The 26,188-nt window shown below is 70.2% G+C and carries 22 protein-coding genes, 5 tRNA genes and 1 pseudogene; 17 read left to right on the top strand and 11 right to left on the bottom strand.

Annotation, left to right across the window (positions count from 1 at the left end; genetic code table 11):
* The first annotated feature begins 52 nt into the window (after positions 1 to 52).
* Together cimA and ACIBAD_RS12820 are read left to right on the top strand one after the other, a co-directional pair.
* On the top strand, positions 53 to 1,687 hold the full coding sequence (gene cimA / locus ACIBAD_RS12815) for a citramalate synthase (protein WP_398906327.1): 1,635 nt from the start codon (positions 53 to 55) through the stop codon (positions 1,685 to 1,687).
* A gap of 97 nt (positions 1,688 to 1,784) precedes the next feature.
* Positions 1,785 to 3,131 carry a hypothetical protein gene (locus ACIBAD_RS12820; RefSeq protein WP_398906329.1) on the top strand — a complete coding sequence of 449 codons (1,347 nt, stop codon included), beginning with the start codon at positions 1,785 to 1,787 and terminating at the stop codon, positions 3,129 to 3,131.
* A gap of 35 nt (positions 3,132 to 3,166) precedes the next feature.
* Here the strand turns inward: ACIBAD_RS12820 and ACIBAD_RS12825 are convergent, their stop codons facing one another.
* Positions 3,167 to 3,778 carry a YceI family protein gene (locus ACIBAD_RS12825; protein ID WP_134070901.1) on the bottom strand — a complete coding sequence of 204 codons (612 nt, stop codon included), beginning with the start codon at positions 3,776 to 3,778 and terminating at the stop codon, positions 3,167 to 3,169.
* Between the two features lie 257 nt (positions 3,779 to 4,035).
* On the opposite strand from ACIBAD_RS12825, the gene ACIBAD_RS12830 reads away from it, so the two are divergent.
* Together ACIBAD_RS12830 and ACIBAD_RS12835 are read left to right on the top strand one after the other, a co-directional pair.
* Positions 4,036 to 5,619 (top strand): acyl-CoA carboxylase subunit beta, encoded by a 1,584-nt coding sequence (locus ACIBAD_RS12830; protein WP_134070899.1) that lies wholly within the window; start codon positions 4,036 to 4,038, stop codon positions 5,617 to 5,619.
* 21 nt (positions 5,620 to 5,640) lie between these two features.
* The gene (locus ACIBAD_RS12835; RefSeq protein WP_398906332.1) at positions 5,641 to 5,847 is read left to right on the top strand and encodes an acyl-CoA carboxylase subunit epsilon; all 207 of its coding nucleotides are present in this window, start codon (positions 5,641 to 5,643) and stop codon (positions 5,845 to 5,847) included.
* Positions 5,848 to 5,921: 74 nt separating this feature from the next.
* On the opposite strand, the gene ACIBAD_RS12840 is transcribed toward ACIBAD_RS12835, so the two are convergent.
* From ACIBAD_RS12840 to ACIBAD_RS12875, 8 genes are all read right to left on the bottom strand, one after another.
* Entirely contained in the window at positions 5,922 to 6,503 is a 582-nt protein-coding gene (locus ACIBAD_RS12840) for an ATP/GTP-binding protein (protein WP_037792108.1), read from the bottom strand.
* Positions 6,484 to 7,044 (bottom strand): DUF742 domain-containing protein, encoded by a 561-nt coding sequence (locus ACIBAD_RS12845; RefSeq protein WP_134070897.1) that lies wholly within the window; start codon positions 7,042 to 7,044, stop codon positions 6,484 to 6,486. The genes ACIBAD_RS12840 and ACIBAD_RS12845 overlap by 20 nt, the downstream gene beginning before the upstream one ends.
* A gap of 93 nt (positions 7,045 to 7,137) precedes the next feature.
* Positions 7,138 to 7,551: a roadblock/LC7 domain-containing protein gene (locus ACIBAD_RS12850; RefSeq protein WP_008739857.1), complete on the bottom strand. Its 414-nt coding sequence runs from the start codon at positions 7,549 to 7,551 to the stop codon at positions 7,138 to 7,140.
* A gap of 10 nt (positions 7,552 to 7,561) precedes the next feature.
* Positions 7,562 to 10,756 carry a nitrate- and nitrite sensing domain-containing protein gene (locus ACIBAD_RS12855; RefSeq protein ID WP_398906335.1) on the bottom strand — a complete coding sequence of 1,065 codons (3,195 nt, stop codon included), beginning with the start codon at positions 10,754 to 10,756 and terminating at the stop codon, positions 7,562 to 7,564.
* A gap of 333 nt (positions 10,757 to 11,089) precedes the next feature.
* Positions 11,090 to 11,671, bottom strand: a complete 582-nt coding sequence (locus ACIBAD_RS12860) for an ATP/GTP-binding protein (protein WP_134070895.1) — start codon at positions 11,669 to 11,671, stop codon at positions 11,090 to 11,092.
* Positions 11,652 to 12,047 carry a DUF742 domain-containing protein gene (locus ACIBAD_RS12865; protein WP_048475965.1) on the bottom strand — a complete coding sequence of 132 codons (396 nt, stop codon included), beginning with the start codon at positions 12,045 to 12,047 and terminating at the stop codon, positions 11,652 to 11,654. Before ACIBAD_RS12865 ends, ACIBAD_RS12860 begins: the two co-directional genes overlap by 20 nt.
* Before the next feature lie 150 nt (positions 12,048 to 12,197).
* Positions 12,198 to 12,611 carry a roadblock/LC7 domain-containing protein gene (locus ACIBAD_RS12870; RefSeq protein ID WP_008739864.1) on the bottom strand — a complete coding sequence of 138 codons (414 nt, stop codon included), beginning with the start codon at positions 12,609 to 12,611 and terminating at the stop codon, positions 12,198 to 12,200.
* A gap of 9 nt (positions 12,612 to 12,620) precedes the next feature.
* On the bottom strand, positions 12,621 to 16,292 hold the full coding sequence (locus ACIBAD_RS12875; RefSeq protein ID WP_134070893.1) for a nitrate- and nitrite sensing domain-containing protein: 3,672 nt from the start codon (positions 16,290 to 16,292) through the stop codon (positions 12,621 to 12,623).
* 563 nt (positions 16,293 to 16,855) lie between these two features.
* On the opposite strand from ACIBAD_RS12875, the gene ACIBAD_RS12880 reads away from it, so the two are divergent.
* The 9 genes from ACIBAD_RS12880 to ACIBAD_RS12920 all read left to right on the top strand — a co-directional run bounded on the left by ACIBAD_RS12880 (position 16,856) and on the right by ACIBAD_RS12920 (position 20,846).
* Positions 16,856 to 17,038 carry a hypothetical protein gene (locus ACIBAD_RS12880; RefSeq protein ID WP_398906338.1) on the top strand — a complete coding sequence of 61 codons (183 nt, stop codon included), beginning with the start codon at positions 16,856 to 16,858 and terminating at the stop codon, positions 17,036 to 17,038.
* A 98-nt stretch (positions 17,039 to 17,136) separates the two neighbouring features.
* Entirely contained in the window at positions 17,137 to 17,943 is an 807-nt protein-coding gene (locus tag ACIBAD_RS12885) for a fumarylacetoacetate hydrolase family protein (RefSeq protein ID WP_134070891.1), read from the top strand.
* Positions 17,936 to 19,411 (top strand): glutamate--tRNA ligase, encoded by a 1,476-nt coding sequence (gene gltX / locus ACIBAD_RS12890; RefSeq protein WP_398906341.1) that lies wholly within the window; start codon positions 17,936 to 17,938, stop codon positions 19,409 to 19,411. Before ACIBAD_RS12885 ends, gltX begins: the two co-directional genes overlap by 8 nt.
* A 132-nt stretch (positions 19,412 to 19,543) precedes the next feature.
* Positions 19,544 to 20,272, top strand: a complete 729-nt coding sequence (locus ACIBAD_RS12895; protein ID WP_398906343.1) for an HAD family hydrolase — start codon at positions 19,544 to 19,546, stop codon at positions 20,270 to 20,272.
* An 86-nt stretch (positions 20,273 to 20,358) separates the two neighbouring features.
* Positions 20,359 to 20,430: transfer RNA gene (locus tag ACIBAD_RS12900), tRNA-Gln, on the top strand.
* Positions 20,431 to 20,457: 27 nt separating this feature from the next.
* Positions 20,458 to 20,530: transfer RNA gene (locus tag ACIBAD_RS12905), tRNA-Glu, on the top strand.
* A 62-nt stretch (positions 20,531 to 20,592) separates the two neighbouring features.
* Positions 20,593 to 20,665 (top strand) — tRNA-Glu (locus ACIBAD_RS12910).
* A 21-nt stretch (positions 20,666 to 20,686) separates the two neighbouring features.
* Positions 20,687 to 20,758 (top strand) — tRNA-Gln (locus tag ACIBAD_RS12915).
* A gap of 15 nt (positions 20,759 to 20,773) precedes the next feature.
* Positions 20,774 to 20,846, top strand: a tRNA-Glu gene (locus tag ACIBAD_RS12920).
* 166 nt (positions 20,847 to 21,012) lie between these two features.
* On the opposite strand, the gene ndgR is transcribed toward ACIBAD_RS12920, so the two are convergent.
* Positions 21,013 to 21,729 (bottom strand): IclR family transcriptional regulator NdgR, encoded by a 717-nt coding sequence (ndgR, locus tag ACIBAD_RS12925; protein WP_037837458.1) that lies wholly within the window; start codon positions 21,727 to 21,729, stop codon positions 21,013 to 21,015.
* A gap of 119 nt (positions 21,730 to 21,848) precedes the next feature.
* On the opposite strand from ndgR, the gene leuC reads away from it, so the two are divergent.
* The 4 genes from leuC to ACIBAD_RS12945 all read left to right on the top strand — a co-directional run bounded on the left by leuC (position 21,849) and on the right by ACIBAD_RS12945 (position 25,053).
* A complete protein-coding gene (gene leuC, locus ACIBAD_RS12930) occupies positions 21,849 to 23,273 on the top strand; it encodes a 3-isopropylmalate dehydratase large subunit (RefSeq protein ID WP_398906345.1) in 1,425 nt (474 codons plus the stop codon).
* A gap of 5 nt (positions 23,274 to 23,278) precedes the next feature.
* Positions 23,279 to 23,872, top strand: a complete 594-nt coding sequence (gene leuD / locus ACIBAD_RS12935) for a 3-isopropylmalate dehydratase small subunit (protein ID WP_134070883.1) — start codon at positions 23,279 to 23,281, stop codon at positions 23,870 to 23,872.
* Positions 23,873 to 24,009: 137 nt separating this feature from the next.
* Positions 24,010 to 24,237, top strand: a complete 228-nt coding sequence (locus tag ACIBAD_RS12940) for a hypothetical protein (protein WP_045945905.1) — start codon at positions 24,010 to 24,012, stop codon at positions 24,235 to 24,237.
* A gap of 144 nt (positions 24,238 to 24,381) precedes the next feature.
* On the top strand, positions 24,382 to 25,053 hold the full coding sequence (locus tag ACIBAD_RS12945; RefSeq protein ID WP_134070881.1) for an HU family DNA-binding protein: 672 nt from the start codon (positions 24,382 to 24,384) through the stop codon (positions 25,051 to 25,053).
* Positions 25,054 to 25,357: 304 nt separating this feature from the next.
* Here the strand turns inward: ACIBAD_RS12945 and cofC are convergent.
* Positions 25,358 to 26,038: pseudogene (gene cofC, locus ACIBAD_RS12950) on the bottom strand (2-phospho-L-lactate guanylyltransferase); the annotation flags it as partial.
* Between the last annotated feature and the right edge of the window lie 150 nt (positions 26,039 to 26,188).

Below are 26,188 nucleotides of genomic sequence, written 5' to 3' on the forward strand. Positions count from 1 at the left end.
CTGCCCCGGGGCGGGCGTCCGGAACCACTCATCCGACAGGAGTCAGATCAGCATGACGACGACAGAGGCGACAGGGCCGGCGGCGCAGGACCCCGCCGACGACACGGACAGCTTCCACGTCTTCGACACCACCCTGCGGGACGGCGCCCAGCGTGAGGGCATCAACCTCACCGTCGCCGACAAGCTGGCGATCGCCCGGCACCTGGACGACTTCGGAGTGGGCTTCATCGAGGGCGGCTGGCCGGGCGCCAACCCCCGCGACACCGAGTTCTTCGCCCGCGCCCGTGCCGAGATCGACTTCAAGCACGCCAAACTGGTCGCCTTCGGCGCGACCCGGCGGGCGGGCGGTTCGGCCGCCGAGGACCCGCAGGTCCGGGCCCTGCTGGCGTCGGGTGCCCCGGTGATCACCCTGGTCGCCAAGTCCCACGACCGGCACGTGGAGCTCGCCCTGCGCACCACGCTCGAAGAGAACCTGGAGATGGTCCGCGACACCGTCTCCCACCTGGTCGCCCAAGGCCGCCGCGTCTTCGTCGACTGCGAGCACTTCTTCGACGGCTACCGGGCCAACGCCGAGTACGCGAAGTCGGTCGTGCGCGCCGCCCACGAGGCCGGCGCCGACGTGGTCATCCTCTGCGACACCAACGGCGGCATGCTGCCCGCCCAGGTGACCGCGGTCGTCGCGACCGTCCTCGCCGACACCGGCGCCCGCCTGGGCATCCACGCCCAGGACGACACCGGCTGCGCCGTCGCCAACACCCTGGCCGCCGTCGACGCGGGCGCCACGCACGTCCAGTGCACCGCGAACGGCTACGGCGAGCGCGTCGGCAACGCCAACCTCTTCCCGGTCGTCGCCGCGCTGGAGATCAAGTACGGGCGGCGCGTCCTCCCGGAGGGCGCGCTCGCCGAGATGACCCGCATCTCGCACGCCATCGCCGAGGTCGTCAACCTGACGCCCTCCACCCACCAGCCGTACGTCGGCGTCTCGGCCTTCGCGCACAAGGCGGGCCTGCACGCCTCGGCCATCAAGGTCGACCCGGACCTCTACCAGCACATCGACCCCGAGCGGGTCGGCAACACCATGCGGATGCTGGTCTCCGACATGGCCGGCCGCGCCTCCATCGAGCTCAAGGGCAAGGAGCTCGGCGTCGACCTCGGCGGGGACCGCGCCCTGGTCTCCCGGGTCGTCGAGCGGGTCAAGGAGCGGGAGCTCTCGGGCTACACGTACGAGGCCGCCGACGCCTCCTTCGAGCTGCTGCTGCGCGCCGAGGTCGAGGGCCGCGCCCGCAAGTACTTCCGTACGGAGTCCTGGCGGGCCATCGTCGAGGACCGCCCCGACGGCACCCACGCCAACGAGGCCACGGTCAAGCTGTGGGCCAAGGGCGAGCGGATCGTCGCCACGGCGGAGGGCAACGGCCCGGTCAACGCCCTGGACCGGGCGCTGCGGGTGGCCCTGGAGCGCTTCTACCCCCAGCTGGCCAAGTTCGAGCTGGTCGACTACAAGGTCCGCATCCTGGAGGGCAAGCACGGCACGGAGTCCACGACCCGCGTCCTGATCGCCACGACGGACGGCATCCGCGAGTGGTCCACGGTGGGCGTCGCCCAGAACGTGATCGCCGCGTCCTGGCAGGCCCTGGAGGACGCGTTCACCTACGGCCTCCTGCACGCGGGCGTCGAACCCGCCGAATAGCAACGCCGGCCCCGCCGCCCCTGCCCTCGCGGCGGGGGCGGCGGGGGTTTATGTCCAGCTCACACAGGAAAGTGGCGGTTCCGGTAGCGTCGGGGATATGAGGACCAGGCTGATATCCGTACGTCCCGGTCGGCTGCTGGCCGCTCTGCTGCTGGCCCTGTCCGCGACCGCCCTCGTGGTCGCCCCGCAGGCATCGGCGGCCACCGGACCCGCCGCCGTGGCGGAGGCCCTCAAGCAGGGCCCGGTCTACGTGGACCCGCGCGCCGAGGCGCAGCTGCCGAAGGCCCAGGCGGACGCGCTCGCGAAGAAGATCAAGGACGCCGGGAAGCCGGTGTTCGTCGCCGTGCTCCCGGCCGGCTCCGAGTTCCCCGCCGACAGCGTGCTGCGTACGGTCCGGGCCGAGACCGGCATCACCGGGCTCTACGCGATCCGGCTCGGCGACGGCTTCAACGCGGGCGCCGACCGGGCGGTCATGCCCCCCAACGCCGTCCGCAACCTCACGGACGCCGTGAAGGCCGGCGGGCCCGTGGACGCGGGCACCGAACTCAACAACTTCGTCGACCAGGCGCTGGCGCAGGCCAAGGGCAGGGCGCCGGCCTCCTGGGGCGACACCGGAGCGGACGGCGGGGCCCCGGTCGGCGGCCTGGTCGCGCTCGGCGCGCTGGCCGTGATCGGGGGCGGCGGTGCGTACGCGCTGGTGCGTCGCAATCGCAAGAAGAAGGAAGAGGCGGAGCGCGAGGCCATCGAGAAGCTGCGCGTGGTCGTGGACGAGGACATCACGGCCTTCGGCGAGGAGCTCGACCGGCTGGACTTCCACCCCGGCGAGCCCGGAGCGGACGACGCCATGCGGGCGGATTACGAACAGGGCCTCGACTCGTACGAGAAGGCCAAGGACATCATGGCCTCGGTGCAGCACCCCGAAGAGGTCAAGGGCGTCACCCAGGCCCTGGAGGACGGCCGGTTCGCGCTGGCCAGCCTCGATGCCCGCCGTCAGGGCCGGCCGCTGCCGGAGCGCCGTTCCCCCTGCTTCTTCGACCCGCGGCACGGGCCGAGCACCCAGGACGCCGAGTGGTCGCCGGCCGGCGGGGCGGCGCGTACCGTCCCGGTGTGCGCGGCGGACGCCGTCCGGCTGGGCGAGGGCAAGGACCCGATGGTCCGTACGGTCGACACCGAGTACGGGCCGCGCCCGTACTACGACGCGGGCCCGGCGTACGGGCCCTGGGCGGGCGGATACTTCGGCGGCGGCATCCTGCCCGGCCTGCTCGTGGGCACGATGCTCGGTTCGATGATGTCGAGCCCCGCCTACGCCTCCGACATGGGCGGCTACGACGGCGGGGACTTCTCCGGCGCCGACTTCAACTCCTCCGACTTCGGGGGAGGGGACTTCGGCGGCGGCGGTGGATTCGACGGCGGCGGCGGGTTCGACGGCGGGGGCGGCTTCTAGCGGCCGCCCCCCGGGACCCGGCGGCGTCAGGCGGTTCAGGCCTGCTTGATGGCCGAGATGTCGAAGGTCAGCTTCACCTTGTCGCTGACCATGACGCCGCCGGCCTCCAGCGCGGCGTTCCAGGTCAGGCCCCAGTCGGAGCGCAGGATCTCGGCGGAGCCCTCGAATCCGACGCGCTCGTTGCCGTAGACGTCGGTGGCCGAACCGTTGAACTCCAGGTCGATGGAGAGCGGCCGGGTGACGTCCTTGATCGTCAGCTCGCCGGTGATGCGGTACGCGTCGCCGCCGAGCTGGGCCGCCTGGGTGGAGCGGAAGGTCATCAGCGGGAAGGCCTCGGCGTCGAAGAAGTCACCGCTGCGCAGGTGGCCGTCGCGGTCGGCGATGCCGGTGTCCACGGAGGCGATCTTCACCTCGATGGAGGCGGCCGAGCGGGTCGGGTCGCTGCCGTCGAGCTGCAGGCTGCCGGAGTAGTCGGAGAAGCTGCCGCGGACGTTGGTCACCATCGCGTGGCGGACCGTGAAGCCGATGCTGCTGTGCGCGGCGTCGATCACGTAGTCGCCGGTGAGGGCCGCGAGGGCCGGGTCCACGTCGAGGGTGGCGACGGTGCTGGTGGCGGCGTCCTGGCTGCGGCGGTTGAAGAGACCCATGGTGTGCTCCTTGGTGCTGTCGTGTCCGATGTTGGTTGAACTTTCAACGAGAACGACGCTAGACCTATTCCGTTCAAATTTCAACATCTAGGCCGGGTGTATGCGGCCCTTTGTAGAACCTCCACAAAGGAGAGGGGTCCCGCCTGGTGGTGTCCACGCATCTCGGGGCGGTTCTGTCCGGGCCGGACAGCGGAACACTTCCGAGACTGTGTGGAATCAACGGAGGTTTTTCTTCGACCGCTTCGTAAGGTCGATACATGACCGTTGTGGACCAGACTCCGAGCGAGCCGACGGACGCCCGCGGGCGCGTGGCCGAGCTGCACTCCCTGCGCGAGCAGGCGCGGCGTGGACCCAGTGACCGGGCGACCGAGGCGCAGCACGCCAAGGGCAAGCTGACCGCGCGCGAGCGCATCGCGCTGCTGCTCGACGAGGGTTCCTTCAAGGAGGTCGAACAGCTGCGCCGCCACCGCGCGAGCGGCTTCGGCCTCGAAAGCAAGAAGCCCTACACCGACGGTGTCATCACCGGCTGGGGCACCGTCGAGGGCCGCACGGTCTTCGTCTACGCGCACGACTTCCGCATCTTCGGCGGCGCCCTGGGCGAGGCCCACGCCACGAAGATCCACAAGATCATGGACATGGCCATCGCGGCCGGTGCCCCGCTGGTCTCCCTGAACGACGGCGCAGGCGCCCGTATCCAGGAGGGCGTCTCCGCGCTCGCCGGCTACGGCGGCATCTTCCAGCGCAACACCAGGGCCTCGGGCGTGATCCCGCAGATCTCGGTCATGCTGGGCCCGTGCGCCGGCGGCGCCGCCTACTCCCCGGCCCTGACGGACTTCGTGTTCATGGTCCGCGAGACCTCGCAGATGTTCATCACCGGCCCCGACGTCGTCCGCGCCGTCACCGGCGAGGAGATCTCCCAGAACGGCCTCGGCGGCGCCGACGTGCACGCCGAGACCTCGGGCGTCGCGCACTTCGCGTACGACGACGAGGAGACCTGCATCTCCGAAGTGCGCTACCTCATCTCGATGCTGCCCTCCAACAACCGGGAGAACCCGCCGGTCCACGAGACCTCCGACCCCGCCGACCGGCGCTCGGACGTCCTGCTGGACCTGGTCCCCGCGGACGGCAACCGCCCGTACGACATGCACAAGGTGATCGAGGAGCTCGTCGACGAGGGCGACTTCCTGGAGATCCACGAGCGCTGGGCCCGCAACATCGTCTGCGCCCTGGCCCGGCTCGACGGCCAGGTCGTCGGCATCGTCGCCAACCAGCCCGCCCACCTCGCCGGCGTCCTCGACATCGAGGCCTCCGAGAAGGCCGCGCGCTTCGTCCAGATGTGCGACGCCTTCAACATCCCGATCATCACCCTGCTGGACGTCCCCGGCTTCCTGCCGGGCGTCGACCAGGAGCACGGCGGCATCATCCGCCACGGCGCCAAGCTGCTGTACGCGTACTGCAACGCGACCGTCCCGCGGATCTCGCTGATCCTGCGCAAGGCCTACGGCGGCGCGTACATCGTCATGGACTCGCAGTCCATCGGCGCGGACATCACGTACGCCTGGCCGACGAACGAGATCGCGGTCATGGGCGCCGAGGGCGCAGCCAACGTCATCTTCCGCAAGCAGATCGCGGAGGCCGAGGACCCCGAGGCGATGCGCGCGCGCATGGTCAAGGAGTACAAGGCCGAGTTGATGCACCCGTACTACGCGGCCGAGCGCGGTCTCGTCGACGACGTCATCGACCCGGCCGAGACCCGCGAAACGCTGATCAGCGCCCTGGCGATGCTCCGCAGCAAGCACGCCGACCTGCCGTCCCGCAAGCACGGCAACCCGCCGCAGTAAAGCGAAGGAGACCTGCCACCCATGACCACCCAGTCCGCCGACACCCTGCTGCGCGTCGAAAAGGGCAACGCCGCCCCCGAGGAGCTGGCCGCGATCACCGCGATCCTGCTGGCCCGCGCCGCGTCCGCCCCCGAGGGCCCTGCCGTGCACCGCATCGGCTCCCAGGCCCGCTGGCGCCGCCTGGAGCGCACCCCCGGCTTCCGCGCCCCCCACAGCTGGCAGGGCTGACCCCTCCGGGACAGACCGAAAAGGCCCCCCGCACTCCTCGGAGTGCGGGGGGCCTTTCGCGTGGGCCGCGGTGCCTACCGCAGGCGGGCCATGAGGGCGTGCTCGACCAGGGTGATGAGCGCGCTCTTGGCGTCCGCGCGGTGGCGGGCGTCGGTGGTGATGATCGGGGCGTCCGGGCCGATCTGCAGGGCCTCGCGGACTTCCTCCGGCGTGTACGGCTGGTGGCCGTCGAAGCCGTTGAGGGCGATGACGAACGGCAGGCCGCTGTTCTCGAAGTAGTCCACGGCCGGGAAGCAGTCCGCCAGGCGCCGCGTGTCGACGAGGACGACGGCGCCGATGGCGCCGCGGACGAGGTCGTCCCACATGAACCAGAAGCGGTCCTGTCCGGGGGTGCCGAACAGGTACAGGATGAGGTCCTGGTCCAGGGTGATGCGGCCGAAGTCCATGGCGACCGTCGTGGTCGTCTTGTCCCCGGTGTGGGTCAGATCGTCGATGCCGGCGGACGCGGACGTCATCACGGCTTCGGTGCGCAGCGGGTTGATCTCGGAGACCGCGCCGACGAACGTGGTCTTGCCCACGCCGAAGCCGCCCGCCACCACGATCTTCGCGGAGGTGGTGGAGCGAGCCGCTCCGCCGTTAGAGCTTGCGAAGTCCACTGAGCACCCTTTCGAGCAGTGTCACATCTGGCTGGCCGCCGGCAGACTCGTCGCCGCCGGGCTGGTGAATGGCGACAAGGCCCGCCTCCGCCAGGTCGGCGACGAGGATGCGGGCGACACCAAGAGGAATGGAGAGAAGTGCCGAGATCTCCGCGACGGATTTGATCTCCTGGCACAGGCGGCAGATGCGCTGGTGCTCGGGCAACTGCCCTTGCATCCGCGCGGGGTCCGCCGTGGTACTGACCAGCGCCTCGATGGCGAGCTGGTAGCGCGGCCGGGTACGGCCGCCGGTCATCGCGTACGGGCGCACCAGCGGGTTGTGCGCCTTGGGGGCCTGCTGCTGCGGAGCCCGGAGGGGCTGCTGCGAGGGCCGGTGGGGCGGCTGGACCTGCTGGGGCTGGCCGTACGGCTGCTGCTGGTAGGGATTGTGCTCCGGAACCTGCCGGCTGGGAGCGGAGGGGAAGTTGAAGCGGTTCTGGTCGTGCTGCCCACCCTGCGGCTGCTGCGCGCCGCCATAAGGATGTCCTCCGGGTGTTGTCACGTCTCCTCCTCCGACTCCAAGAACGCAGTACTCCCTGTGGAACCGCGCCACCGCACCCTATGGTGCGATGACGCGAAACGCACTGCCTGTTTGCTAGTTGAGAAGACTTCCCTGCAGCTCCGAGCGCAGTTCCGGCGTGAGGACACTGCCTGCTCGGTCCACGAGGAGGGCCATCTCGTAGCCCACGAGGCCGATGTCGCACTCGGGGTGCGCGAGCACCGCGAGGGACGATCCATCGGACACGGACATGAGGAAAAGGAACCCGCGGTCCATCTCCACAACGGTCTGGTTGACGGCGCCACCCTCGAAGATGCGGGAGGCTCCAGCGGTCAGCGACGTCAGACCGGAGGCCACGGCCGCCAGCTGATCGGCGCGGTCGCGCGGGAAACCGTCGGACATCGCCAGAAGAAGGCCGTCGGCGGAGACCACCACCGTGTGGGACACCCCGGGGGTGTTGTCCACGAAGTTGGTGATCAACCAGTTCAGGTTCTGTGCCGCCTGGCTCATCGGGCTCACACTAACGCTCCTGGTCATAGCTGTTACTTGACTGCTCAGAACCCGCGCTGCGTCCCTGCTGGACACCGCGCCGCAGGTTGCTCAACCTGCCGCGGACGTCCTCCGGTGCGCGGGAGACCTGGGGGCCGCCCTGCGGGGTCGTCTCCGCCGCGCCCTCGACCAGGTTGGCCTTGGGCACACGCCGAGGGAGACCGGACGGAGTGATCCCGCCCGCCTTCGGCTCACGGAGTTTGGCGGCCTGCTGCCAGCGCTCGTCGTTGTTCGAGCGCCATGCTTCGCTGCCTTCCTCGTCCCGCTCCGGGGCGGCGGGCTGCTGCTGTCGCTGCGGCCGCTGCTCGAAGAGGGATCCGGTGGACTCCGCTTCCTTCTGTGCCGGCTGCCACTGCTGCTGGCTGCCGCGGCGCGGCAGGCCCGCTCCGGTCACTTCGTGGCCGGTGTCGGCAGCGGCGCCCGGACGGTCGAAGCCTACGCGTTCCGGGGCGGGTTCGGGAGCGGCCGGGGGTTCCGATTCGGTCCCGTAGCCCTGCTGGTAGCCGCCGGAGTAGGTGTTCTGCTCGGGCCACTCTGCCTGCGGGGACGGGGATGCGTAGCCACCGTCGTACGCCGGGGCGTCCTGCCGGCGATCCTGGTAACCGGCTTCCGGATAGCCGTAGTCCTGCTGCGGGTACGCCTCGTAGCCCTGCTGGGCCGCGTGGGCCTGCCGGGAGTCGTACGAGGTGTCGTAGCCCTGCTCGGGCTGCTGCTCGTACTCCTGATACGGCTGGTACCCGTGCTCCGGCTGGGGTTCCGCATACTCCTGCTCGGCGAACTCGCCCTGCTGCTCCTGCCCGTAGCCCACCTGGGCTTCGAGCGCGGCCCGGCGCTCCTGCTGGGCCAGGGAGCGGCCGACCGGGTCCAGCCCGGTGCCGTCGCCCTGCTCGTCGGCGCCCCTGCCCTCGTAGCGGGAGTCGTCGAAGCCCAGCTCCGCGGCCGTACGCATCGGGACGGCCTGCTGAGCCTGTTGCTGCGGGATCATCGAGGACACGGTGAAGTCGTCGTCCGGGATCCCCTCGCCACCACCACCATGGGTGATCGCGTCGGGGAGCATGACCAGCGACGTCGTGCCGGCGGCCTCGCCCGAGGGGCGCAGCTGGACCCGGATGCTGTGGCGGTCCGCCAGCCGGCCGACCACGAACAGACCCATGCGCTGGGAGATCGCGGCGTCCACGGTCGGCGGGTTGGCCAGCTTGTGGTTGATGTCCGCGAAGTCCTCGGCGGTGAGGCCGATGCCCTTGTCGTGGATCTCGACCATCACGCGGCCGTCGGGCAGTCGCGTGGCGTTCACGCGGACCTTGGTCTGCGGGGAGGAGAACGTCGTGGCGTTCTCCAGGAGCTCGGCGAGCAGGTGCACGAGGTCGGTCACGGCCTGGCCGTGGATCTCGGCCTCCGAGACGCCCGAGAGCTCGATGCGCTCGTACTGCTCCACCTCGGAGGAGGCGGCGCGCAGGACGTCGACGAGGGGGACCGGCTGGTCCCAGCGGCGGCCCGGTTCCTCACCCGCGAGGATGAGGAGGTTCTCGCCGTTGCGGCGCATACGCGTGGCCAGGTGGTCCAGGCGGAAGAGGTTCTCCAGCTGGTCCGGGTCGGCCTCGTTGTTCTCCAGGTCGGTGATGAGGGTCAGCTGGCCCTCGATCAGCGACTGGTTGCGTATGGAGAGGTTCGTGAAGATCGCGTTGACGTTCCCTCGGAGGAGCGCCTGCTCGGCGGCGAGCCGGACCGCTTCCCGGTGGACCTGGTCGAAGGCGCGGGCGACCTCGCCGATCTCGTCCTGGGAGTTGATCGGGATCGGCGCGACACGGGTGTCGACCTTGCCCGGGTCGGTGCGCGAGAGCTGGTCGACGAGCATCGGCAGGCGCTGCTCGGCGACGTCGAAGGCGGCGGAGCGCAGCCGGCGCATCGCGTTGCTCATCTGGCGGGCCATCATGGCGGCCAGGATGAAGGCGGCGAGCAGGGCCACGACCACGATGGCGCCGGTCCAGATGGCGTCGTTGCGGGCCGAGTCGGAGACGGCGACGGAGTCGGTCACGGCCTTGTCGAGAAGGTTCTTCTCGACCTCGGCGTAGCCCTCGAACTTGGCGGTGGACGCGGCCTGCCAGGCCTGGGGGGTGGTGCCACCCGCGATGATCTTGGTCTTGCTCTCGCCGCCGGCGATCGCCTCGGTCATGCCGGTGAGCGCGGAATTGTTCACGATCGGCGGCGCCTTGAAGGGGGTGCCGGCCTGCTCGGCCGCCCGCTTGGCGGCCGCGAGCTTCTCGGCGCCCTCCTGGGAGCGCCTGCCCATGACCTCCTTGAGGTGGTCCACGTCCGCCTCGGTACCGGCCGCGACGTACTCGCCGATGGCGATGTCTTCGAGGTAGGCGTACGAGGAGAAGGCCACGAGCTGGGCCTTGCGGATCTCCTCGTTCTCGTTCGGGCGCACCAGCAGGTGGGTGCCGACCGCGCGCTGGAGCGAGTTGGCCGCCTTCGCGAGTTCGATCGCGTAGACCATGCGGCCGTAGCTGGTGACGTTGCCGGTGCCCAGGCCGAGTTCGTTGGAGAACGTCATGAGGTAGTGCTGGACCAGCACGTACCCCTCTTCGGTCGGGATCGGGCCGTTCGCGCTCGGCGGGTTCTTCTTCGCCGTCTCCTGCGAGGCGTACGCCGTCTGCCGGACGGCCGCGAGCTTGGGCTCCTCCTGGTGGAAGAGCTCCAGGCGGCGCTCCAGCCCGTGGTTCGAGGGGAGGTTCTTCGAGGCCTGGGCGAACTTCTCCTTGGCCGCGTCGGTGGCCGCATAGGCCTTCGCGACGGACTCGTTGTTCCGGTCGCCCTTGAGGAGCGGCTCGGCCGTGAGGTCGCGCTCGTTCAGGAGGGCCTGGCCGTATTCGGCCGCCGCCTGGACGATGCGGGCCGTCTTCTCGGCGTCCTTGGCCTCGTTCCAGGTGTCGACGGAGCCCTTCACCTGGAAGCCGCCCATCACCAGTCCGACGAGGACGGGGACGAGCAGGATCGCGTTCAGGCGGGTGGGCACACGCCAGTTGCGCGGGGAGAACCTGCTGGTGCTGCCGCTCTTCGCCGGTGGGTCGACGGGTACGTCGACGGACGACGCGGCCGCGCGCTGCGGCGGGGTGAAGTTGCCGCGCGCGGGTTCATCCGCGGGGCTCGAGTTGCTTCGCCTCACTCGACCAACAACCTCTCGGCGGTGCTACCAGCTAGTTAGTTGAATTCCAGCACGGTAAACGGTCCTGTTCCAAACACTTGAAATCGGCCATTCCAAGAGCTTTATGTCCCGCATAAATCGGACATAAAGAGCGAGCTGCGCCAAATAAGGTGCCGGTTGTGAGCGCAGCGGCACCAGGCGACCGCACCCTGTGTCCGGCTGGCTGCAATTCTCTGTCGAAACGTTATGAACCGAGAGGGCGGGCCGTGTCCTATGACACAGCCCGCCCTCTCACGTTGTGAAGAACCCGTGGTACTTGAGTGGCGCCCCTTGAGCGCCGTTGCCCGAGTCGTGTTACTTGAGTCGGGCCATGAGGGCGTGCTCGACGAGCGTGATGAGCGCGCTCTTGGCGTCCGCGCGGTGGCGGGCGTCGGTGGTGATGATCGGGGCGTCCGGACCGATCTGCAGGGCCTCGCGCACTTCTTCGGGGGTGTAGGGCTGGTGCCCCTCGAAGCCATTGAGGGCCACGACGAACGGCAGCCCGCTGTTCTCGAAGTAGTCGACCGCGGGGAAGCAGTCGGCGAGCCGGCGGGTGTCGACGAGCACGATGGCACCGATGGCGCCGCGGACGAGGTCGTCCCACATGAACCAGAAGCGGTCCTGTCCGGGGGTGCCGAACAGGTACAGGATGAGGTCCTGGTCCAGGGTGATGCGGCCGAAGTCCATGGCGACCGTCGTGGTCGTCTTGTCCCCGGTGTGGGTCAGATCGTCGATGCCGGCGGACGCGGACGTCATGACGGCCTCGGTGCGCAGCGGATTGATCTCCGAGACGGCCCCGACGAACGTGGTCTTGCCCACGCCGAACCCGCCCGCCACCACGATCTTCGCGGAGGTGGTGGAGCGGGCAGGTCCGCCATTAGAGCTTGCGAAGTCCACTGAGCACCCTTTCGAGCAGCGTTACATCCGGCGTGCCGCCGGCCTCTCCATTGCCCGGCTGGTGGATGGCCACCATTCCGGCCTCGGCCAGGTCGGCGACGAGGATCCGGGCGACACCGAGCGGCATCGACAGCAGTGCGGAGACCTCCGCGACCGACTTGACCTCTCGGCACAGCGTGCAGATGCGCTGGTGCTCGGGAAGCAGGCCGGACAGGTGCATCGGATCGGCCGTGGTGCTGACCAGCGCCTCGATGGCGAGCTGGTAGCGGGGCCGGGTCCGGCCGCCGGTCATCGCGTACGGGCGAACGAGCGGCTGGTCGCCTTCCGAGTACGACGAATCGCCGTACGAGTCGGAGTAGGCGGGGGGCGGGGTCATTGATCCTCCGGGCTGGACAGCAGTGGTCAGCGTGCCGTCTGACGGGGCGGCCGGTGGGGGGACGGTATGACGGCCTGGCGGTGGTACTGGGTTCCGGGGCGTGCCCCCGGTCCCCCGGCCGGAAGTACCGTCCGGCCGGGAGATGTGGCGTCAGATGAGCAGGCTTCCCTGCAGTTCCGCGCGCAGGTCCGGGGTGAGGACGCTGCCGGCGCGGTCCACGAGGAGGGCCATCTCGTAGCCGACGAGGCCGATGTCGCACTCGGGATGCGCCAGCACGGCCAGGGAGGAACCGTCCGAGACGGACATGAGGAAGAGGAATCCCCGGTCCATCTCGACCACGGTCTGGTTGACGGCGCCGCCCTCGAAGATGCGCGAGGCTCCTGCGGTCAGCGACGTCAGACCGGAGGCCACGGCCGCCAGCTGGTCGGCGCGGTCGCGGGGAAAACCTTCGGACATCGCCAGAAGGAGGCCGTCGGCGGAGACCACCACCGTGTGGGACACCCCGGGGGTGTTGTCCACGAAGTTGGTGATCAACCAGTTCAGGTTCTGTGCCGCCTGGCTCATCGAACTCAACTAACGCTCCTGCTGGTAAGTGGGGTCGATGTGGTAACTGCCGGTCGCCGGGCCGTTGGTGCCGGCCTGACGGCCCTGCTGGATACCCCGTCGGAGGTTGGTCAGACGGCCGCGGACGTCGTCCGGCGCTCGCGAGACCTGCGGGCCCGACTGTGCGTCGGACTGCTGCTGCGCGGTGCCGGCCACGAGGTTCGCCCGCGGTACTCGGCGGGGCAGCCCCGAGGTGGTGATGCCGCCGGCGGCGGGCTGGCGCACGCGCTCGGCCTGCCGCATCAGCTCGTCGTTCGGCGAGGACCGCCAGCTGACGGTCGGCGAGCTGCCGGTCGTCGCCTGGGCGGACTCGGCCGCGGGCTCCTGGCCGCGCTGCGGCAGCGGCTGCTGCAGGCGCTGCTGGGGAGCCGGAGCCGGGGCGGACTGCTGCGGCTGCTGGGGGACCGGTGCCTGACCGGAGGACTGCTGGTCCTCCTGGTGGAACCAGTTCGACTCCAGCGTGTCGAAGATCGGGCTGCGCTCGTTGCCGGTGCTCGGGGCCGGCGGCAGCGCCTCCGGCTGGTGGGCCTGCGGCAGCTGCGGAGCCTGCGGCTGCTGGGGGGCGAATCCGCCGACACCGGGACCGCCGGGCCGCGGGGCCTGGAAGTCCGGACGGGCGAACTGGCCCGTGGTGGACGGGTCCGCCGCACCGCGCGGCTGCGGGCGCTCGAACTGCCCGGTCGAGGACATGTCCTGGCCGGCCGGCGGGCGCGGGGCGTTGAAGTCCGGACGGGGGAACTCGGCCGTCGAACCGGGGCCCGAGAGCTCGTCGTGGCCTCGCGGGACCTCGTGGCCGCCGTGGCGCGCCTGGTCGGCGCCCCAGCTGGTGGTCTGCGGGATCCCGGCGGGGCCGCCGTTCGTACCCGGAAGCTCCGGACGCGCGGCGCCACCGCGCGGCGGCAGCTGCGGCCGCGCGCCGCGCGGGGCCGGGGCGGCGGGCGCCTGGGCCGAGGGGACCGGGCCCGTCGGGGCGGACTGCTGCTGCGGGGGCTGCGGGCGCTCGAAGCCGTTGCCCTGCGGGAAGCCGCCCTGGCCGGAGGCCGTGGGCGAGGGCATCGGACGGGAGCCGGGACCGCCGGCCGGACCGCGGCCCGGCAGCGGGGCACCGCCGCCGAAGGCGCCGTCGCCGAAGGCACCCTGACCCTGGGAGGTCGGGGCACCGGGCCTGCCGGCCATGCCCGGACCGCCCTGCGGACGCGCATTCGGGCCACCCGCCTGCGGACGCGCACCGGGACCGCCCTGCGGACCCTGCTGGCCGGGGGCGCCGTCGCGGCCCGGCAGCGCGGCACGCTGGCCGCCGCCGGAGACCTGGCCGCGCTGCTGGCCGGCGCCGACGGGCTGGCGTGCGCCGCCGCCCGGGACCGCACCCTGCGCGGACGCGCCCGGCATGCCCTGCGGAGCACCGGAGCCCGGGCCGCCGGGGCCGCCCTGACCGCCCTGGCCCGGCATCGGACCCGGCTTCTTGCCGCCCTGGGCGACGTCCACCGGCAGCATGACGAGGGCCGTCGTACCGCCCGAGTCGGACGGGCGCAGCTGGATGCGGATGCCGTGTCGCAGGGACAGGCGGCCGACCACGAACAGGCCCATGCGCCGGGAGACGGAGACGTCCACGGTCGGCGGCGAGGCGAGCCGCTCGTTGATCGCGGCGAGGTCCTCGGGGGAGAGGCCGATGCCGGTGTCGTGGATCTCGACGAGCACGCGCCCGTCGGGCAGTGCGTGACCGGTGACCTTGACCTTGGTCTGCGGGGAGGAGAACGAGGTGGCGTTCTCCAGCAGCTCGGCGAGGAGGTGCACGAGGTCGTTGACGACGCGGCCGGCGACGTCGGTGCCGGGCACCGACGCGAGTTCGATGCGCTCGTACTGCTCCACCTCGGACGCGGCGGCACGGAGCACGTCGACGAGCGGGACGGGGCGGGTCCACCGGCGGCCCGGCTCCTCGCCCGCGAGGACGAGGAGGTTTTCGCCGTTACGGCGCATACGGGTCGCGAGGTGGTCGAGCTTGAAGAGCGAGGACAGCTGGTCCGGGTCGGCCTCGCGCGACTCCAGCTCGGAGATGAGCGAGAGCTGGCGCTGGATGAGGCCCTGCGAACGGCGCGAGAGGTTGGTGAACATCGCGTTGACGTTGCCCCGGAGGAGGGCCTGCTCGGCGGCGAGGCGGACGGCCTCGCGGTGCACGTCGTCGAAGGCCGCGGCCACCTGGCCGATCTCGTCGCGGGTGTGCAGGCCGACCGACTCCACGGACGTGTCCACGTCCTGCGGGTCGGACTCGGACAGCTGCTTGACGAGCTCGGGCAGTCGGTCCTGGGCGACCCGGGTCGCGGTGTCCTGCAGGCGGCGCAGGGAGCGGATCATCGACCGCGCCATGACGAAGGCACCGACGAGGGAGACGCCGAGGACGAGCAGGATCAGGGCACCGTTGATGATGGCGTCCTGCTGCGAGGAGTTCTTGAGCTCGCGGGCCTTCTGCTCCATGTCTTCGAGCAGGGTCAGCTCGATGACCTTCATGGCCTGCAGCTTGGTGTCGTCCGCGTCGTACCAGTCCATCCAGGACCGGTTCTTCTCCTTGCCGAACTGCCCCTGGGTGCTCAGGACGCGGCGCGCGTAGTGGTCGGCGGTGCCGATCTCCGTGTTGCCGTCGCCGAGCGCCGCGAGGAGCTCCTCGGGCTTGCCCTGGTAGACGAGTTCGAAGGTCTTCTTCGACTGGCTCTCGCCGCGGAGCGCGGAGAGGGCGTACAGGCGGTCGTTCTCGGTGAGCGTGCCCGCGCGCTCGCTGCTCTCGGGGAGCGAGGCGGCGATGACGGCGCGCTGGATCGAGGCGTACTCCTTGGCGGAGGAGAAGGCCGCCAGGGCACGCGTACGCTTGATCATCTCCGGGCTGGAGGTGGCCTGCGCCATGTCCTGGGAGAGCGAGAGCAGGGAGACGATCAGCGCGTTGTACTCGGTGACGGTCTGCTGGGCGCCGTTCTGGTACGCCTTCTTGCGGATTTCCTCGATGCCGGTGAGCTGGCGGCCGATCTGCAGGATGTTGTTGCGGATCGACTTGAGGGTCTCGTCCTTGTCCTGCGCGCTGTCGACCTTGTCGGTCGCGGCCTGGAAGGCCTTCGCGGCGGCGTCGGTCTGGTCGCGTACGCCCGTGACGAGGCTGTTGGGCTTGCCCGACCTGTCGACCGACAGCGGACCCGCCGACTTGTCCCGCTCCTCCTGGAGCATGGCGGCCAGGTTGGTGGCCTGCCGGGTCATCGTCGTCAGCAGCTGCATGTGCTCCAGCTGGCTGATGTCGTTGAGCGAGTCGTTGATGCGGAAGCCACCGAGCGTGGTGGCGGCGACGACCGGCAGGGTTAGCAGCGACACGAGTCGCGTGCTGATGCGCCAGTTCTGCATGGCGAATCGCGAACCGGGCCCGCTCGGGGCCTTCGGTATCGCCACGTCCTTGTCGGCCGGCTCTTCGCTCTTCGTCTTGCCCCGGGGCTTGAGTCGCGCCTTCGCCTTCACCGCGTTCACCGTGGTGGAGGAGTCGGGGCCGGCGCCTTCGGCAGCCGGCCCGCGGTTCTGGGCGTGCTGGGGCGAGGAGCCACGGTCGGTCCCGCCGCGCGGCTCCTGCTCCGCCGCAGCGCTGCCATCCCTCTTGAATCGTCCCTGCACTAGCGTCGCAACCTCTGGACCAGGCGTCCCTCCGGGCGACCGGTGGGACGGTGTCGAGTCGTGGGGCATTTCGGCCCCATGGTGGTCGTCGGTGACCGGCGCGTCTCCCTCTCCTTGCCGCCGCGCGCGGCGCTGTCTCGCGCCACCTGCGCGCCGGCTGTTCCCGCGGCGGTCCCGCGAATTCCAGCACAGTGGCGGATCTCCAACAAGGTGCGCGTGTCGGCCTGGAGCAGCGATCACGGAATGCGATGGACGGATTACGCGATGTGGTCCGCCTTTCGGGACGAACCGGACTTACGTCGACCAAACGCGGTGGCTGGCAAGGTGTCCCAGTCGAGATGATCAGGAGCGGAATGGCTGATTCAGTGGCGTAATGTCCGTTTCGCCACCCGGAATTGACTGCCTGTTATGCCCGTATTGCCGGGTCACGGGTGAGCAAACTCACATAGCCGTGGCCATTACTTCCCGGTTGGGCCGGGGAATCGGATGTTTAGCCTTGCCCTTTACAGGGTTGAAGGATCCGACAACCCCACCCGACAACCGAGCCGAGGGCCCGAAACACCGTGAAGACGACGATAATGTTCCGCAACATAGCCAACCCCCGCCGCACCACCCTCGCGCACCTCAAGGACGCCGAAGAGCTGCAGGCGATCGAGGCACCGGAGCACGCCGTCGAGCTGCCCGCCCAGACCGCGAACCCGCGCCGCACGATCCTGATGGACGCGCCGGTCGCCGCCGCGCAGTAAGCCACTCGGCAAAAGGAGCGCGAAGCGCCGCCGCCCGCCGCGTTAGCCTGGACACGCAGACTCCAGCCAGCGGAAATACAGAGGGGCAGACGCAACACGTGCGCATCGCCAGGTTCTCCATCGACGGCAATGTCGCGTTCGGCGCGGTCGAGGGCAGCACCGCCCCCGGCGCCGAGGGTGAGCTCGTCCTCGACATCATCAAGGGCATCCCGTTCGCGGACTTCGAGCTCTCGGGCACGAAGGTCCCCCTGAACAAGGTCCGGCTGCTGCCGCCCGTGCTCCCGAACAAGGTCGTGGCCATCGGCCGCAACTACGCGGAGCACGCGGCGGAGCTCGGCAACTCCGTCTTCGACGACCAAGGCCGTCCCGAAGCGCCCATCACCTTCTTCAAGCCCTCCACCTCGGTGGTCGGCCCGGGCGACCCCATCGCGTACCCCTCCTTCTCCCACGACCTCCACCACGAGGCGGAGCTCGCCGTGGTCATCGGCCGCATGTGCCGCGAGGTCCCGAAGGAGCGCGTCAAGGACGTGATCCTCGGCTACACCTGCGCCAACGACGTCACCGCGCGCGATGTCCAGCAGCGCGAGAAGCAGTGGGCCCGGGCCAAGGGCTTCGACAGCTCCTGCCCCCTCGGCCCCTGGATCGAGACCGATCTGGACCCGAGCGACCTGACCATCCAGTGCACCGTCAACGGCGAACAGCGCCAGCTCGGCCGCACCAGCGACATGGTCCGCTCCATCGAGGACCTGATCGTCCACATCACCGAGGCCATGACGCTGCTCCCCGGCGACGTCATCCTCACGGGGACCCCGGCCGGAGTCGGCCCCCTCAACGTCGGCGACGAGGTCGCCGTCACCATCGAAGGCATCGGCACTCTCACCAACAAGGTGATCAAGCGTGGCTAACGCGAACGTCCGCGTACGTTTCTGTCCCTCCCCGACCGGCAACCCCCACGTGGGCCTGGTCCGGACCGCCCTCTTCAACTGGGCGTTCGCCCGCCACCACGGCGGTACGTTCGTCTTCCGCATCGAGGACACCGACGCGGCGCGCGACTCCGAGGAGTCGTACGACCAGCTGCTCGACTCGCTGCGCTGGCTCGGCTTCACCTGGGACGAGGGCCCCGAGGTCGGCGGCCCGCACGCCCCGTACCGCCAGTCCGAGCGCATGGACATCTACGCGGACGTCGCCCAGCGCCTGCGCGACGGCGGGTACGCGTACGACTGCTACTGCACGACCGAGGAGCTGGACGCCCGCCGCGCCGCCGCCCGCGCCGCCGGCAAGCCCTCCGGCTACGACGGCCACTGCCGCGAGCTGACCCAGGTGCAGCTGGAGGCGTACCAGGGCGAGCACCGCCCCTCGATCGTCCGGTTCCGGATGCCCGACGAGCCGATCACCTTCACCGACCTGGTCCGCGGCGAGCTGACCTTCACCCCGGAGAACGTGCCTGACTTCGGCATCCTGCGGGCCAACGGCGCGCCGCTGTACACGCTCGTCAACCCGGTCGACGACGCGCTGATGCAGATCACGCACGTGCTCCGCGGCGAGGACCTGCTGTCCTCCACCCCGCGCCAGATCGCGCTGTACAAGGCGCTCATGGAGCTGGGCATCGCCACCGGCGTCCCCGAGTTCGGCCACCTGCCGTACGTCATGGGCGAGGGCAACAAGAAGCTCTCCAAGCGCGACCCTGAGTCCTCGCTCAACCTCTACCGCGAGCGCGGCTTCCTCCCCGAGGGCCTGCTGAACTACCTCTCGCTCCTCGGCTGGTCCTTCTCCAAGGACCAGGACATCTTCTCCATCGAGGAGATGGTGGCGAAGTTCGACATCCCGGACGTGAACGCGAACCCGGCGCGCTTCGACCTGAAGAAGGCCGAGGCGATCAACGCCGACCACATCCGGCTGCTCGATCCGAAGGCCTTCGCGGACGCCTGCACCCCCTGGCTGCAGGCCCCGCACGCCAACTGGGAGCCGGAGGACTTCGACGCCGAGGCGTGGGCGGCCATCGCGCCGTACGCCCAGACCCGCGTCACCGTCCTGTCGGACATCACCGCCAACGTCGACTTCCTGTTCCGCAAGGAGCCGGTCGAGGACCAGGCGTCCTGGGACAAGGCGATGAAGGGCGAGCCCGCGGCCCTGCTGACCACCGCCCGCGCGAACCTGGAAACGGCCGACTGGAGCGACCCCGAGTCGCTCAAGCAGGCCGTCCTGACCGCCGGCGAGGCCCACGGCCTCAAGCTCGGAAAGGCCCAGGCCCCGGTCCGTGTGGCCGTCACCGGCCGCACCGTCGGCCTGCCGCTCTTCGAGTCCCTCCAGATCCTGGGCAAGGAGCGCTCGCTGTCGCGCATCGACGCGGCCCTGGCGAAGCTCGCCGCCTAGGCGGCGCCCGTACGTACGTCCCTCGGGGGGCGGCAGCCGGAACCCCGGCCGCCGCCCCCCGACGCGTGGTGCCGCCCGCCGACATCGGCAAACCCTGGAGGCGGCGCCGGGAGATGTCGTAGCGTCGGAGGCATGCCGATCCGCGCAGTGCTGTGGGACATCGACGACACCCTGTTCGACTACACCGGGGCGGACAGCGCCGGCCTCGCGCGCCGGCTCGCCGAGGAGGGCATCGCGGAGCGGTACGGGTCCCCCCTGGAGGCGCTCGCGCTGTGGCGGCAGACCACCACCCGGCACTGGGACCGCTTCGCCGCCGGGGAGGTTTCCTTCCAGGAACAGCGCCGTGACCGCGTACGGGACTTCCTCGGCGAGCCCGGGATGGGCCCCGCCGAGGCCGATCACTGGTTCGACCGGTACGTCGTGCACTACAAGGCGGCCTGGACCCTGTTCCCCGACGTCGTGCCCGTACTGGACGCCCTCGCGGGCGATTACCGGCACGGGGTGCTCTCCAACTCCTCCACCGTCAACCAGGACCCCAAGCTGCGCCGTCTCGGCCTGCGCGAGCGCTTCGAGGTGCTGCTCTGCGCGGCGGAACTGGGCGTCAGCAAGCCGGAGGCGCAGGCCTTCCTCGCCGCCTGCGGGGCGCTCGGCCTGCCGCCGGGCGAGGTGGCGTACGTGGGGGACCAGCCGGAGATCGACGCGCGCGGCGCCCGCGACGCCGGGCTGACCGCGATCTGGCTCGACCGGGACGGAGGGCGCGGGCCGGGCCCCGAGGGCGTGCACCGGATTGCCGGTCTCGCCCGGCTCCCGGAGCTGCTGGCCTCGGATACCCGTTTTGGAGCACGGTCAGGCATCCGGTAATGTTCTTTCTGCGCCGCCGGAGCGGGCCGAAAGGCCGGACGGAGGCGCCACTCGAAAGAAGAGCCCCCAGAGGGGTTGACTTTCGGTGGGGTATAGTGTAATTGGCAACACGAGGGTTTCTGGTTCCCTTATTCTAGGTTCGAGTCCTGGTACCCCAGCGCAGTGCAGCAGTAACGCAGTGCTTTGCCCCCGTTGTGTAGCGGCCTAGCACGCCGCCCTCTCAAGGCGGTAGCGCCGGTTCGAATCCGGTCGGGGGTACAGATCCTTCCCGCAAGATCTCATTGGGTAGCTCCCGGACGTCTTGATGCAGGATCGCTAGGGCCCCCGTTGTGTAGCGGCCTAGCACGCCGCCCTCTCAAGGCGGTAGCGCCGGTTCGAATCCGGTCGGGGGTACTGGTCTGGTATAGACCACATTGGGCTATGGTGTAATTGGCAACACGAAGGTTTCTGGTTCCTTTGTTCTAGGTTCGAGTCCTGGTAGCCCAGCGCAGTACAGAGCAAGCCCCCGTTGTGTAGCGGCCTAGCACGCCGCCCTCTCAAGGCGGTAGCGCCGGTTCGAATCCGGTCGGGGGTACGCACAGAAGAGGCCCTCCGCGTTCATCGCGGAGGGCCTCTTCGCTGTTCCCGTACGCACCCCGACGCCAGCCCTGGGCCGGTACAAGTGCGGGCCCGGAGGCGCGTGTTCGGACGTGTGCGGCGTCGTACGCGCCCCCGGGCCCGGGGGAGGGGGAAGCGGGGGATCAGCCGGAGCGGCGCAGGGCCTCCGACAGGCGGGCGGCCGCGTCGATGACGGCCTGGGCGTGCATCCGGCCCGGGTGGCGGGTCAGGCGCTCGATCGGCCCGGAGACCGACACGGCGGCCACGACGCGGTTCGACGGCCCGCGCACCGGCGCCGAGACGGACGCCACGCCGGGCTCCCGCTCGCCGATCGACTGCGCCCAGCCGCGGCGCCGTACGCCCGACAGGGCCGTCGCCGTGAAGCGCGCGCCCTGCAGCCCGCGGTGCAGCCGCTCGGGCTCCTCCCAGGCCATCAGGATCTGCGCGGCCGAGCCCGCCTTCATCGGGAGTGTCGAGCCCACCGGGACGGTGTCCCGCAGACCCGACAGCCGCTCGGCGGCGGCCACGCAGATGCGCATGTCGCCCTGACGGCGGTAGAGCTGCGCGCTCTCGCCCGTCACGTCGCGGAGATGGGTGAGTACCGGTCCCGCCGTGGCCAGCAGGCGGTCCTCGCCGGCCGCGGCGGCGAGCTCCGCCAGCCGCGGTCCGAGGATGAACCGGCCCTGCATGTCCCTCGCCACCATCCGGTGGTGTTCCAGTGCCACGGCCAGGCGATGTGCCGTGGGTCGTGCGAGCCCTGTCGCCGCGACCAGCCCGGCGAGGGTGGCCGGACCGGACTCCAGTGCGCTCAGTACCAGAGCTGCCTTGTCGAGAACGCCGACGCCGCTAGAGTTGTCCATGAAACGATATTCGCGTCTCACACTGTGAAACGCAAGTTCAATTTTTCCAAGAACCAGCGAGTCTGTATGTACGGGTCCACGAACCACTGGGTCCGGGACGGTGAGCCGGAGGGAAAGCGATGGGTAGGACACTCGCGGAGAAGGTCTGGGACGACCATGTCGTCCGGCGCGCCGAGGGCGAGCCCGACCTCCTCTTCATTGATCTGCACCTGCTGCACGAGGTGACCAGCCCCCAGGCCTTCGAGGGCCTGCGGCAGGCCGGCCGCAAGGTCCGGCGGCTGGACCTCACCATCGCCACCGAGGACCACAACACCCCCACCCTGGACATCGACAAGCCCATCGCGGACCCGGTCTCCCGGGCCCAGCTGGAGACGCTGCGGGCGAACTGCGCCGAGTTCGGCGTACGCCTGCACTCCCTGGGCGATGTCGAGCAGGGCGTCGTCCACGTCGTGGGACCGCAGCTGGGCCTGACCCAGCCGGGCACGACCGTGGTCTGCGGTGACTCGCACACCTCCACGCACGGCGCGTTCGGCGCGCTGGCCTTCGGCATCGGCACCAGCCAGGTCGAGCACGTGCTGGCCACCCAGACGCTGCCGCTGGCCCGCCCCAAGACCATGGCCATCACCGTCACGGGCGAGCTGGCCGAGGGCGTCACCGCCAAGGACCTGATCCTGGCGATCATCGCGAAGATCGGCACCGGCGGCGGCCAGGGCTACATCCTGGAATACCGCGGTGAGGCCATCGAGAAGCTCTCGATGGAAGCGCGCATGACCATCTGCAACATGTCGATCGAGGCCGGCGCCCGCGCGGGCATGATCGCCCCCGACCGGACCACCTTCGACTACCTCAAGGGCCGCGACCACGCCCCCGAGGGCGAGGAGTGGGACGCGGCCGTCGCGTACTGGCAGACCCTGCGCACCGACGAGGACGCGGTCTTCGACGCCGAGGTCGTCATCGACGGCGCCACGCTGGCGCCGTTCGTCACCTGGGGCACCAACCCGGGCCAGGGCGCGCCGCTGTCGGCCAACGTCCCCGACCCTGCTTCGTACGAGGACGCTTCGGAGCGCCACGCCGCCGAAAAGGCCCTGGAGTACATGGGGTTGACGGCCGGGCAGCCGCTGCGCGACATCAAGGTCGACACCGTCTTCGTAGGTTCCTGCACCAACGGCCGCATCGAGGACCTGCGCGCCGTCGCCGGCATCATCGAGGGTCGCAAAGTCGCCGACGGCGTACGGATGCTGGTCGTCCCGGGCTCCGTCCGGGTCGCCCTGCAGGCCGTGGAGGAGGGGCTGGACAAGGTCTTCAAGGAGTCCGGCGCCGAATGGCGGCACGCCGGCTGCTCGATGTGCCTGGGCATGAACCCCGACCAACTGGCCCCCGGTGAGCGCTCCGCGTCCACTTCCAACCGCAACTTCGAGGGCCGGCAGGGCAAGGGCGGGCGGACCCACCTGGTCTCCCCGCAGGTGGCCGCCGCCACCGCGGTACTGGGCCACTTGGCCTCGCCCGCCGACCTGTCCGACGCCACCGCGACCGCCGGAGTCTGAGAACCATGGAAGCCTTCACCACCCACACCGGCCGGGCCGTCCCGCTGCGCCGCAGCAACGTCGACACCGACCAGATCATCCCGGCCCACTGGCTGAAGAAGATCACCCGCGACGGGTTCGAGGACGGGCTCTTCGAGGCCTGGCGCAAGGATCCCGGGTTCGTCACGAACCTCCCCGAGCGCCAGGGCGCGACCGTGCTGATCGCCGGTCCCGACTTCGGCACCGGCTCCTCGCGCGAGCACGCCGTCTGGGCCCTGCAGAACTTCGGGTTCAAGACGGTCATCTCCTCCCGCTTCGCCGACATCTTCCGCGGCAACTCGCTGAAGAACGGTCTGCTGACCGTGGTCCTGCCGCAGGAGACCGTCGACCGGCTGTGGGAGCTGACCGAGGCCGACCCGACCGCCGAGGTGACGGTCGACCTGGTCGCCCGCCAGGTCCGCGCGGCCGGAATCGAGGCGGAGTTCGAACTCGACGACAACGCCCGCTGGCGTCTGCTGGAGGGTCTGGACGACATCTCGCTCACCCTTCAGAACGAAGCGGACATCGCCACGTACGAAAGCGCCCGACCGAGCTTCAAGCCGCGCACGATTAGGGCCTGATTCCAGCCTGATCAGCGCTTATTCGCCTTTGGGTGATCACATCGACCGCACTGTGCCCCCCGCCTTCAGGCGGGGGGCACAGCCGTGTGTTGAGGCCCCGTGAGGCGACAACTCGCCCCAGATGGCACAATCTGTGCATGGAACGCGACAGTCAACTTGAGCTCTACGAACTCGTCGCGGACCGGCTGAAAGAAGCACACGCAAGGGTGCGCACACTGCAAGTCCCGGAGGGCGTAAGGATGGCGCTGTCCCGGAAGCTGTTGGTCGTCACGGCCGCGGCGAAGCACGATCTCGCCGATGCGGCAAGGCGCCTGGACAGGTTGATGAAGGACCTCGACGAGGGTCGATTCCCTGAAGGCGACTGATGCGAAGGAACTCCGTAACGACCTACACCGTTGCGGCACTAGGGTGATTAGCCCGTTTCGTGTTTGATTTGCGGTATATATCCGCCTAACGTGCGAAATAAGCTTGAACACATTCGTTCTGGCGAAGTCTCCGAAGGGGAAGACGTGAACAAGGCGCAGCTCGTAGAAGCGATTGCCGACAAGCTGGGCGGCCGCCAGCAGGCCGCGGACGCTGTCGACGCGGTACTGGACGCGATGGTCCGCGCTGTGGTCGCGGGCGACCGGGTCTCGGTCACGGGCTTCGGCTCGTTCGAGAAGGTCGACCGCCCGGCCCGCTACGCCCGCAACCCGCAGACGGGTGAGCGCGTCCGGGTCAAGAAGACCTCTGTTCCCCGCTTCCGCGCGGGCCAGGGCTTCAAGGACCTGGTCGCGGGCACCAAGAAGCTGCCCAAGGGCGGCGAGGTGTCGGTCAAGAAGGCGCCCAAGGGCAGCCTCTCCGGCGGCGCTTCCGCGACGGTCAAGAAGGCCGCGGCCAAGAAGGCCACCACCGCCAAGAAGGCGGCGGCGAAGACCGCGGTCGCCAAGAAGACCACCGCGAAGACGGCCGTCGCCAAGAAGGTGGTCGCGAAGACCGCCGCGGCGAAGAAGGCCACGCCGGCGGCGAAGAAGACCACCGCCACCGCCAAGAAGACCGCGACGACGGCGAAGAAGACCACCGCCACCGCCAAGAAGACGGCTCCGGCGGCCAAGAAGGCCACCGCGAAGACCACGGCGCCCGCCAAGAAGACGACGGCGCGCAAGACCACCGCGAAGAAGACCACGGCCCGCAAGAAGTAAGGCCACGAGTCACACACGCCGGGCCGGCTTCCCCCTCCTGGGGAAGCCGGCCCGCGGTGCTGTCCGGACTGTCCGTGCAGGTCAGACGGGTCGAAGCGCGAGGTCAGAAGGTCTGCAGGGTGACCAGCGTGATCCTCAGGGCCGGCCCCTCGCCGTCCGTCTCGATCCGGACCCGCTGCCCGGGCCGCAGCAGCCGCAGGCCGCCCGCATCGAAGGCCGGGGCCTCGAAGGGCACCGGGGTGCCGTCGTCCAGCAGCACACTGCCGCTGCGGGTCTGGGAGTCGTACGTGTACGCGGTCGCCTGCATACGGGCACTGTATAGGGCCGTGTGACGGCCCACACCGAGGGCGAGGGCCCTGCGCAGATCCGTTCCGGTGTCCACGTCCCGGCGTACGCTCTCGACGTCCGCCAGGCCTATTTCCGCAGCTCCGGAAGCCGAATGCCGGGCCCGTGACGGACCCCCGAACGAGGGTGCCAATTCCACGTCCGGTGCGGCGGAAAGCAGGGTCGTGCCGATTCCCGCCGCGTCCGCCAGAAATGCACGGGGAAATACGGATGCGGTTTCGAGCACGCGTAGCAATTCCGACGGCCGCAGCGCGGGCAGATCCGCGTTCATCGCGGCCACCGCCGCCCCCGGCCGGGCCCTGCGCGTCTCCCGCGCCCCGTGGGCCAGCGCCGCGTTGAGCCCGGCGGCCGGGGCGTCCGGCACGATCCGCGCCCCCAGCCGCGCCAGTTCCCTTCCGGCCTCGGCGTCGTCCGTGACGACCACCACATCCGCGACCGCCGCGCAGGCCAGCGCCCCCGCCACGGTGTCCTGCGCGAACGCCAGCGCGAGCCCGGGGCGGGATCCGCCCACGGCCGCCGCGAGGCGGCTTTTGGCCACCGCCAGGGGCTTCAGCGGGACCACCAGACTCCAGACCGCGTTCGTGGCGGACCCCTTCCCTCCGGTGCGCGTCCGTCGACGCGTGGACCACGGCCGGGTCATGGCCTGGTCATGCATCGGCCCATTGTCGCCCCTGCCCGGTCGGCCCGGGGGTCCGGTGCTCCGGGCGGGGCGTACGGTGTTCTCGACAGAGACCGGACCTGAGGCCACACTTGTCCGGCCGACGAGGTGCCCAGCCGCGCACCGGTCCTA

The sequence above is a fragment of the Streptomyces sp. NPDC051109 genome, from assembly GCF_044455885.1.
Lineage (GTDB): Bacteria > Actinomycetota > Actinomycetes > Streptomycetales > Streptomycetaceae > Streptomyces.

What these genes read in the sequence shown, in the direction of transcription:
- cimA (WP_398906327.1), top strand. Translation starts at nt 53, where the DNA reads ATGACGACGACAGAGGCGACAGGGCCGGCGGCGCAGGACCCCGCCGAC.
- ACIBAD_RS12820 (WP_398906329.1), top strand. Translation starts at nt 1,785, where the DNA reads ATGAGGACCAGGCTGATATCCGTACGTCCCGGTCGGCTGCTGGCCGCT.
- ACIBAD_RS12825 (WP_134070901.1), bottom strand. Translation starts at nt 3,778, where the DNA reads ATGGGTCTCTTCAACCGCCGCAGCCAGGACGCCGCCACCAGCACCGTC.
- ACIBAD_RS12830 (WP_134070899.1), top strand. Translation starts at nt 4,036, where the DNA reads ATGACCGTTGTGGACCAGACTCCGAGCGAGCCGACGGACGCCCGCGGG.
- ACIBAD_RS12835 (WP_398906332.1), top strand. Translation starts at nt 5,641, where the DNA reads ATGACCACCCAGTCCGCCGACACCCTGCTGCGCGTCGAAAAGGGCAAC.
- ACIBAD_RS12850 (WP_008739857.1), bottom strand. Translation starts at nt 7,551, where the DNA reads ATGAGCCAGGCGGCACAGAACCTGAACTGGTTGATCACCAACTTCGTG.
- ACIBAD_RS12865 (WP_048475965.1), bottom strand. Translation starts at nt 12,047, where the DNA reads ATGACCCCGCCCCCCGCCTACTCCGACTCGTACGGCGATTCGTCGTAC.
- ACIBAD_RS12870 (WP_008739864.1), bottom strand. Translation starts at nt 12,611, where the DNA reads ATGAGCCAGGCGGCACAGAACCTGAACTGGTTGATCACCAACTTCGTG.
- ACIBAD_RS12895 (WP_398906343.1), top strand. Translation starts at nt 19,544, where the DNA reads ATGCCGATCCGCGCAGTGCTGTGGGACATCGACGACACCCTGTTCGAC.
- ndgR (WP_037837458.1), bottom strand. Translation starts at nt 21,729, where the DNA reads ATGGACAACTCTAGCGGCGTCGGCGTTCTCGACAAGGCAGCTCTGGTA.
- leuC (WP_398906345.1), top strand. Translation starts at nt 21,849, where the DNA reads ATGGGTAGGACACTCGCGGAGAAGGTCTGGGACGACCATGTCGTCCGG.
- leuD (WP_134070883.1), top strand. Translation starts at nt 23,279, where the DNA reads ATGGAAGCCTTCACCACCCACACCGGCCGGGCCGTCCCGCTGCGCCGC.
- ACIBAD_RS12940 (WP_045945905.1), top strand. Translation starts at nt 24,010, where the DNA reads ATGGAACGCGACAGTCAACTTGAGCTCTACGAACTCGTCGCGGACCGG.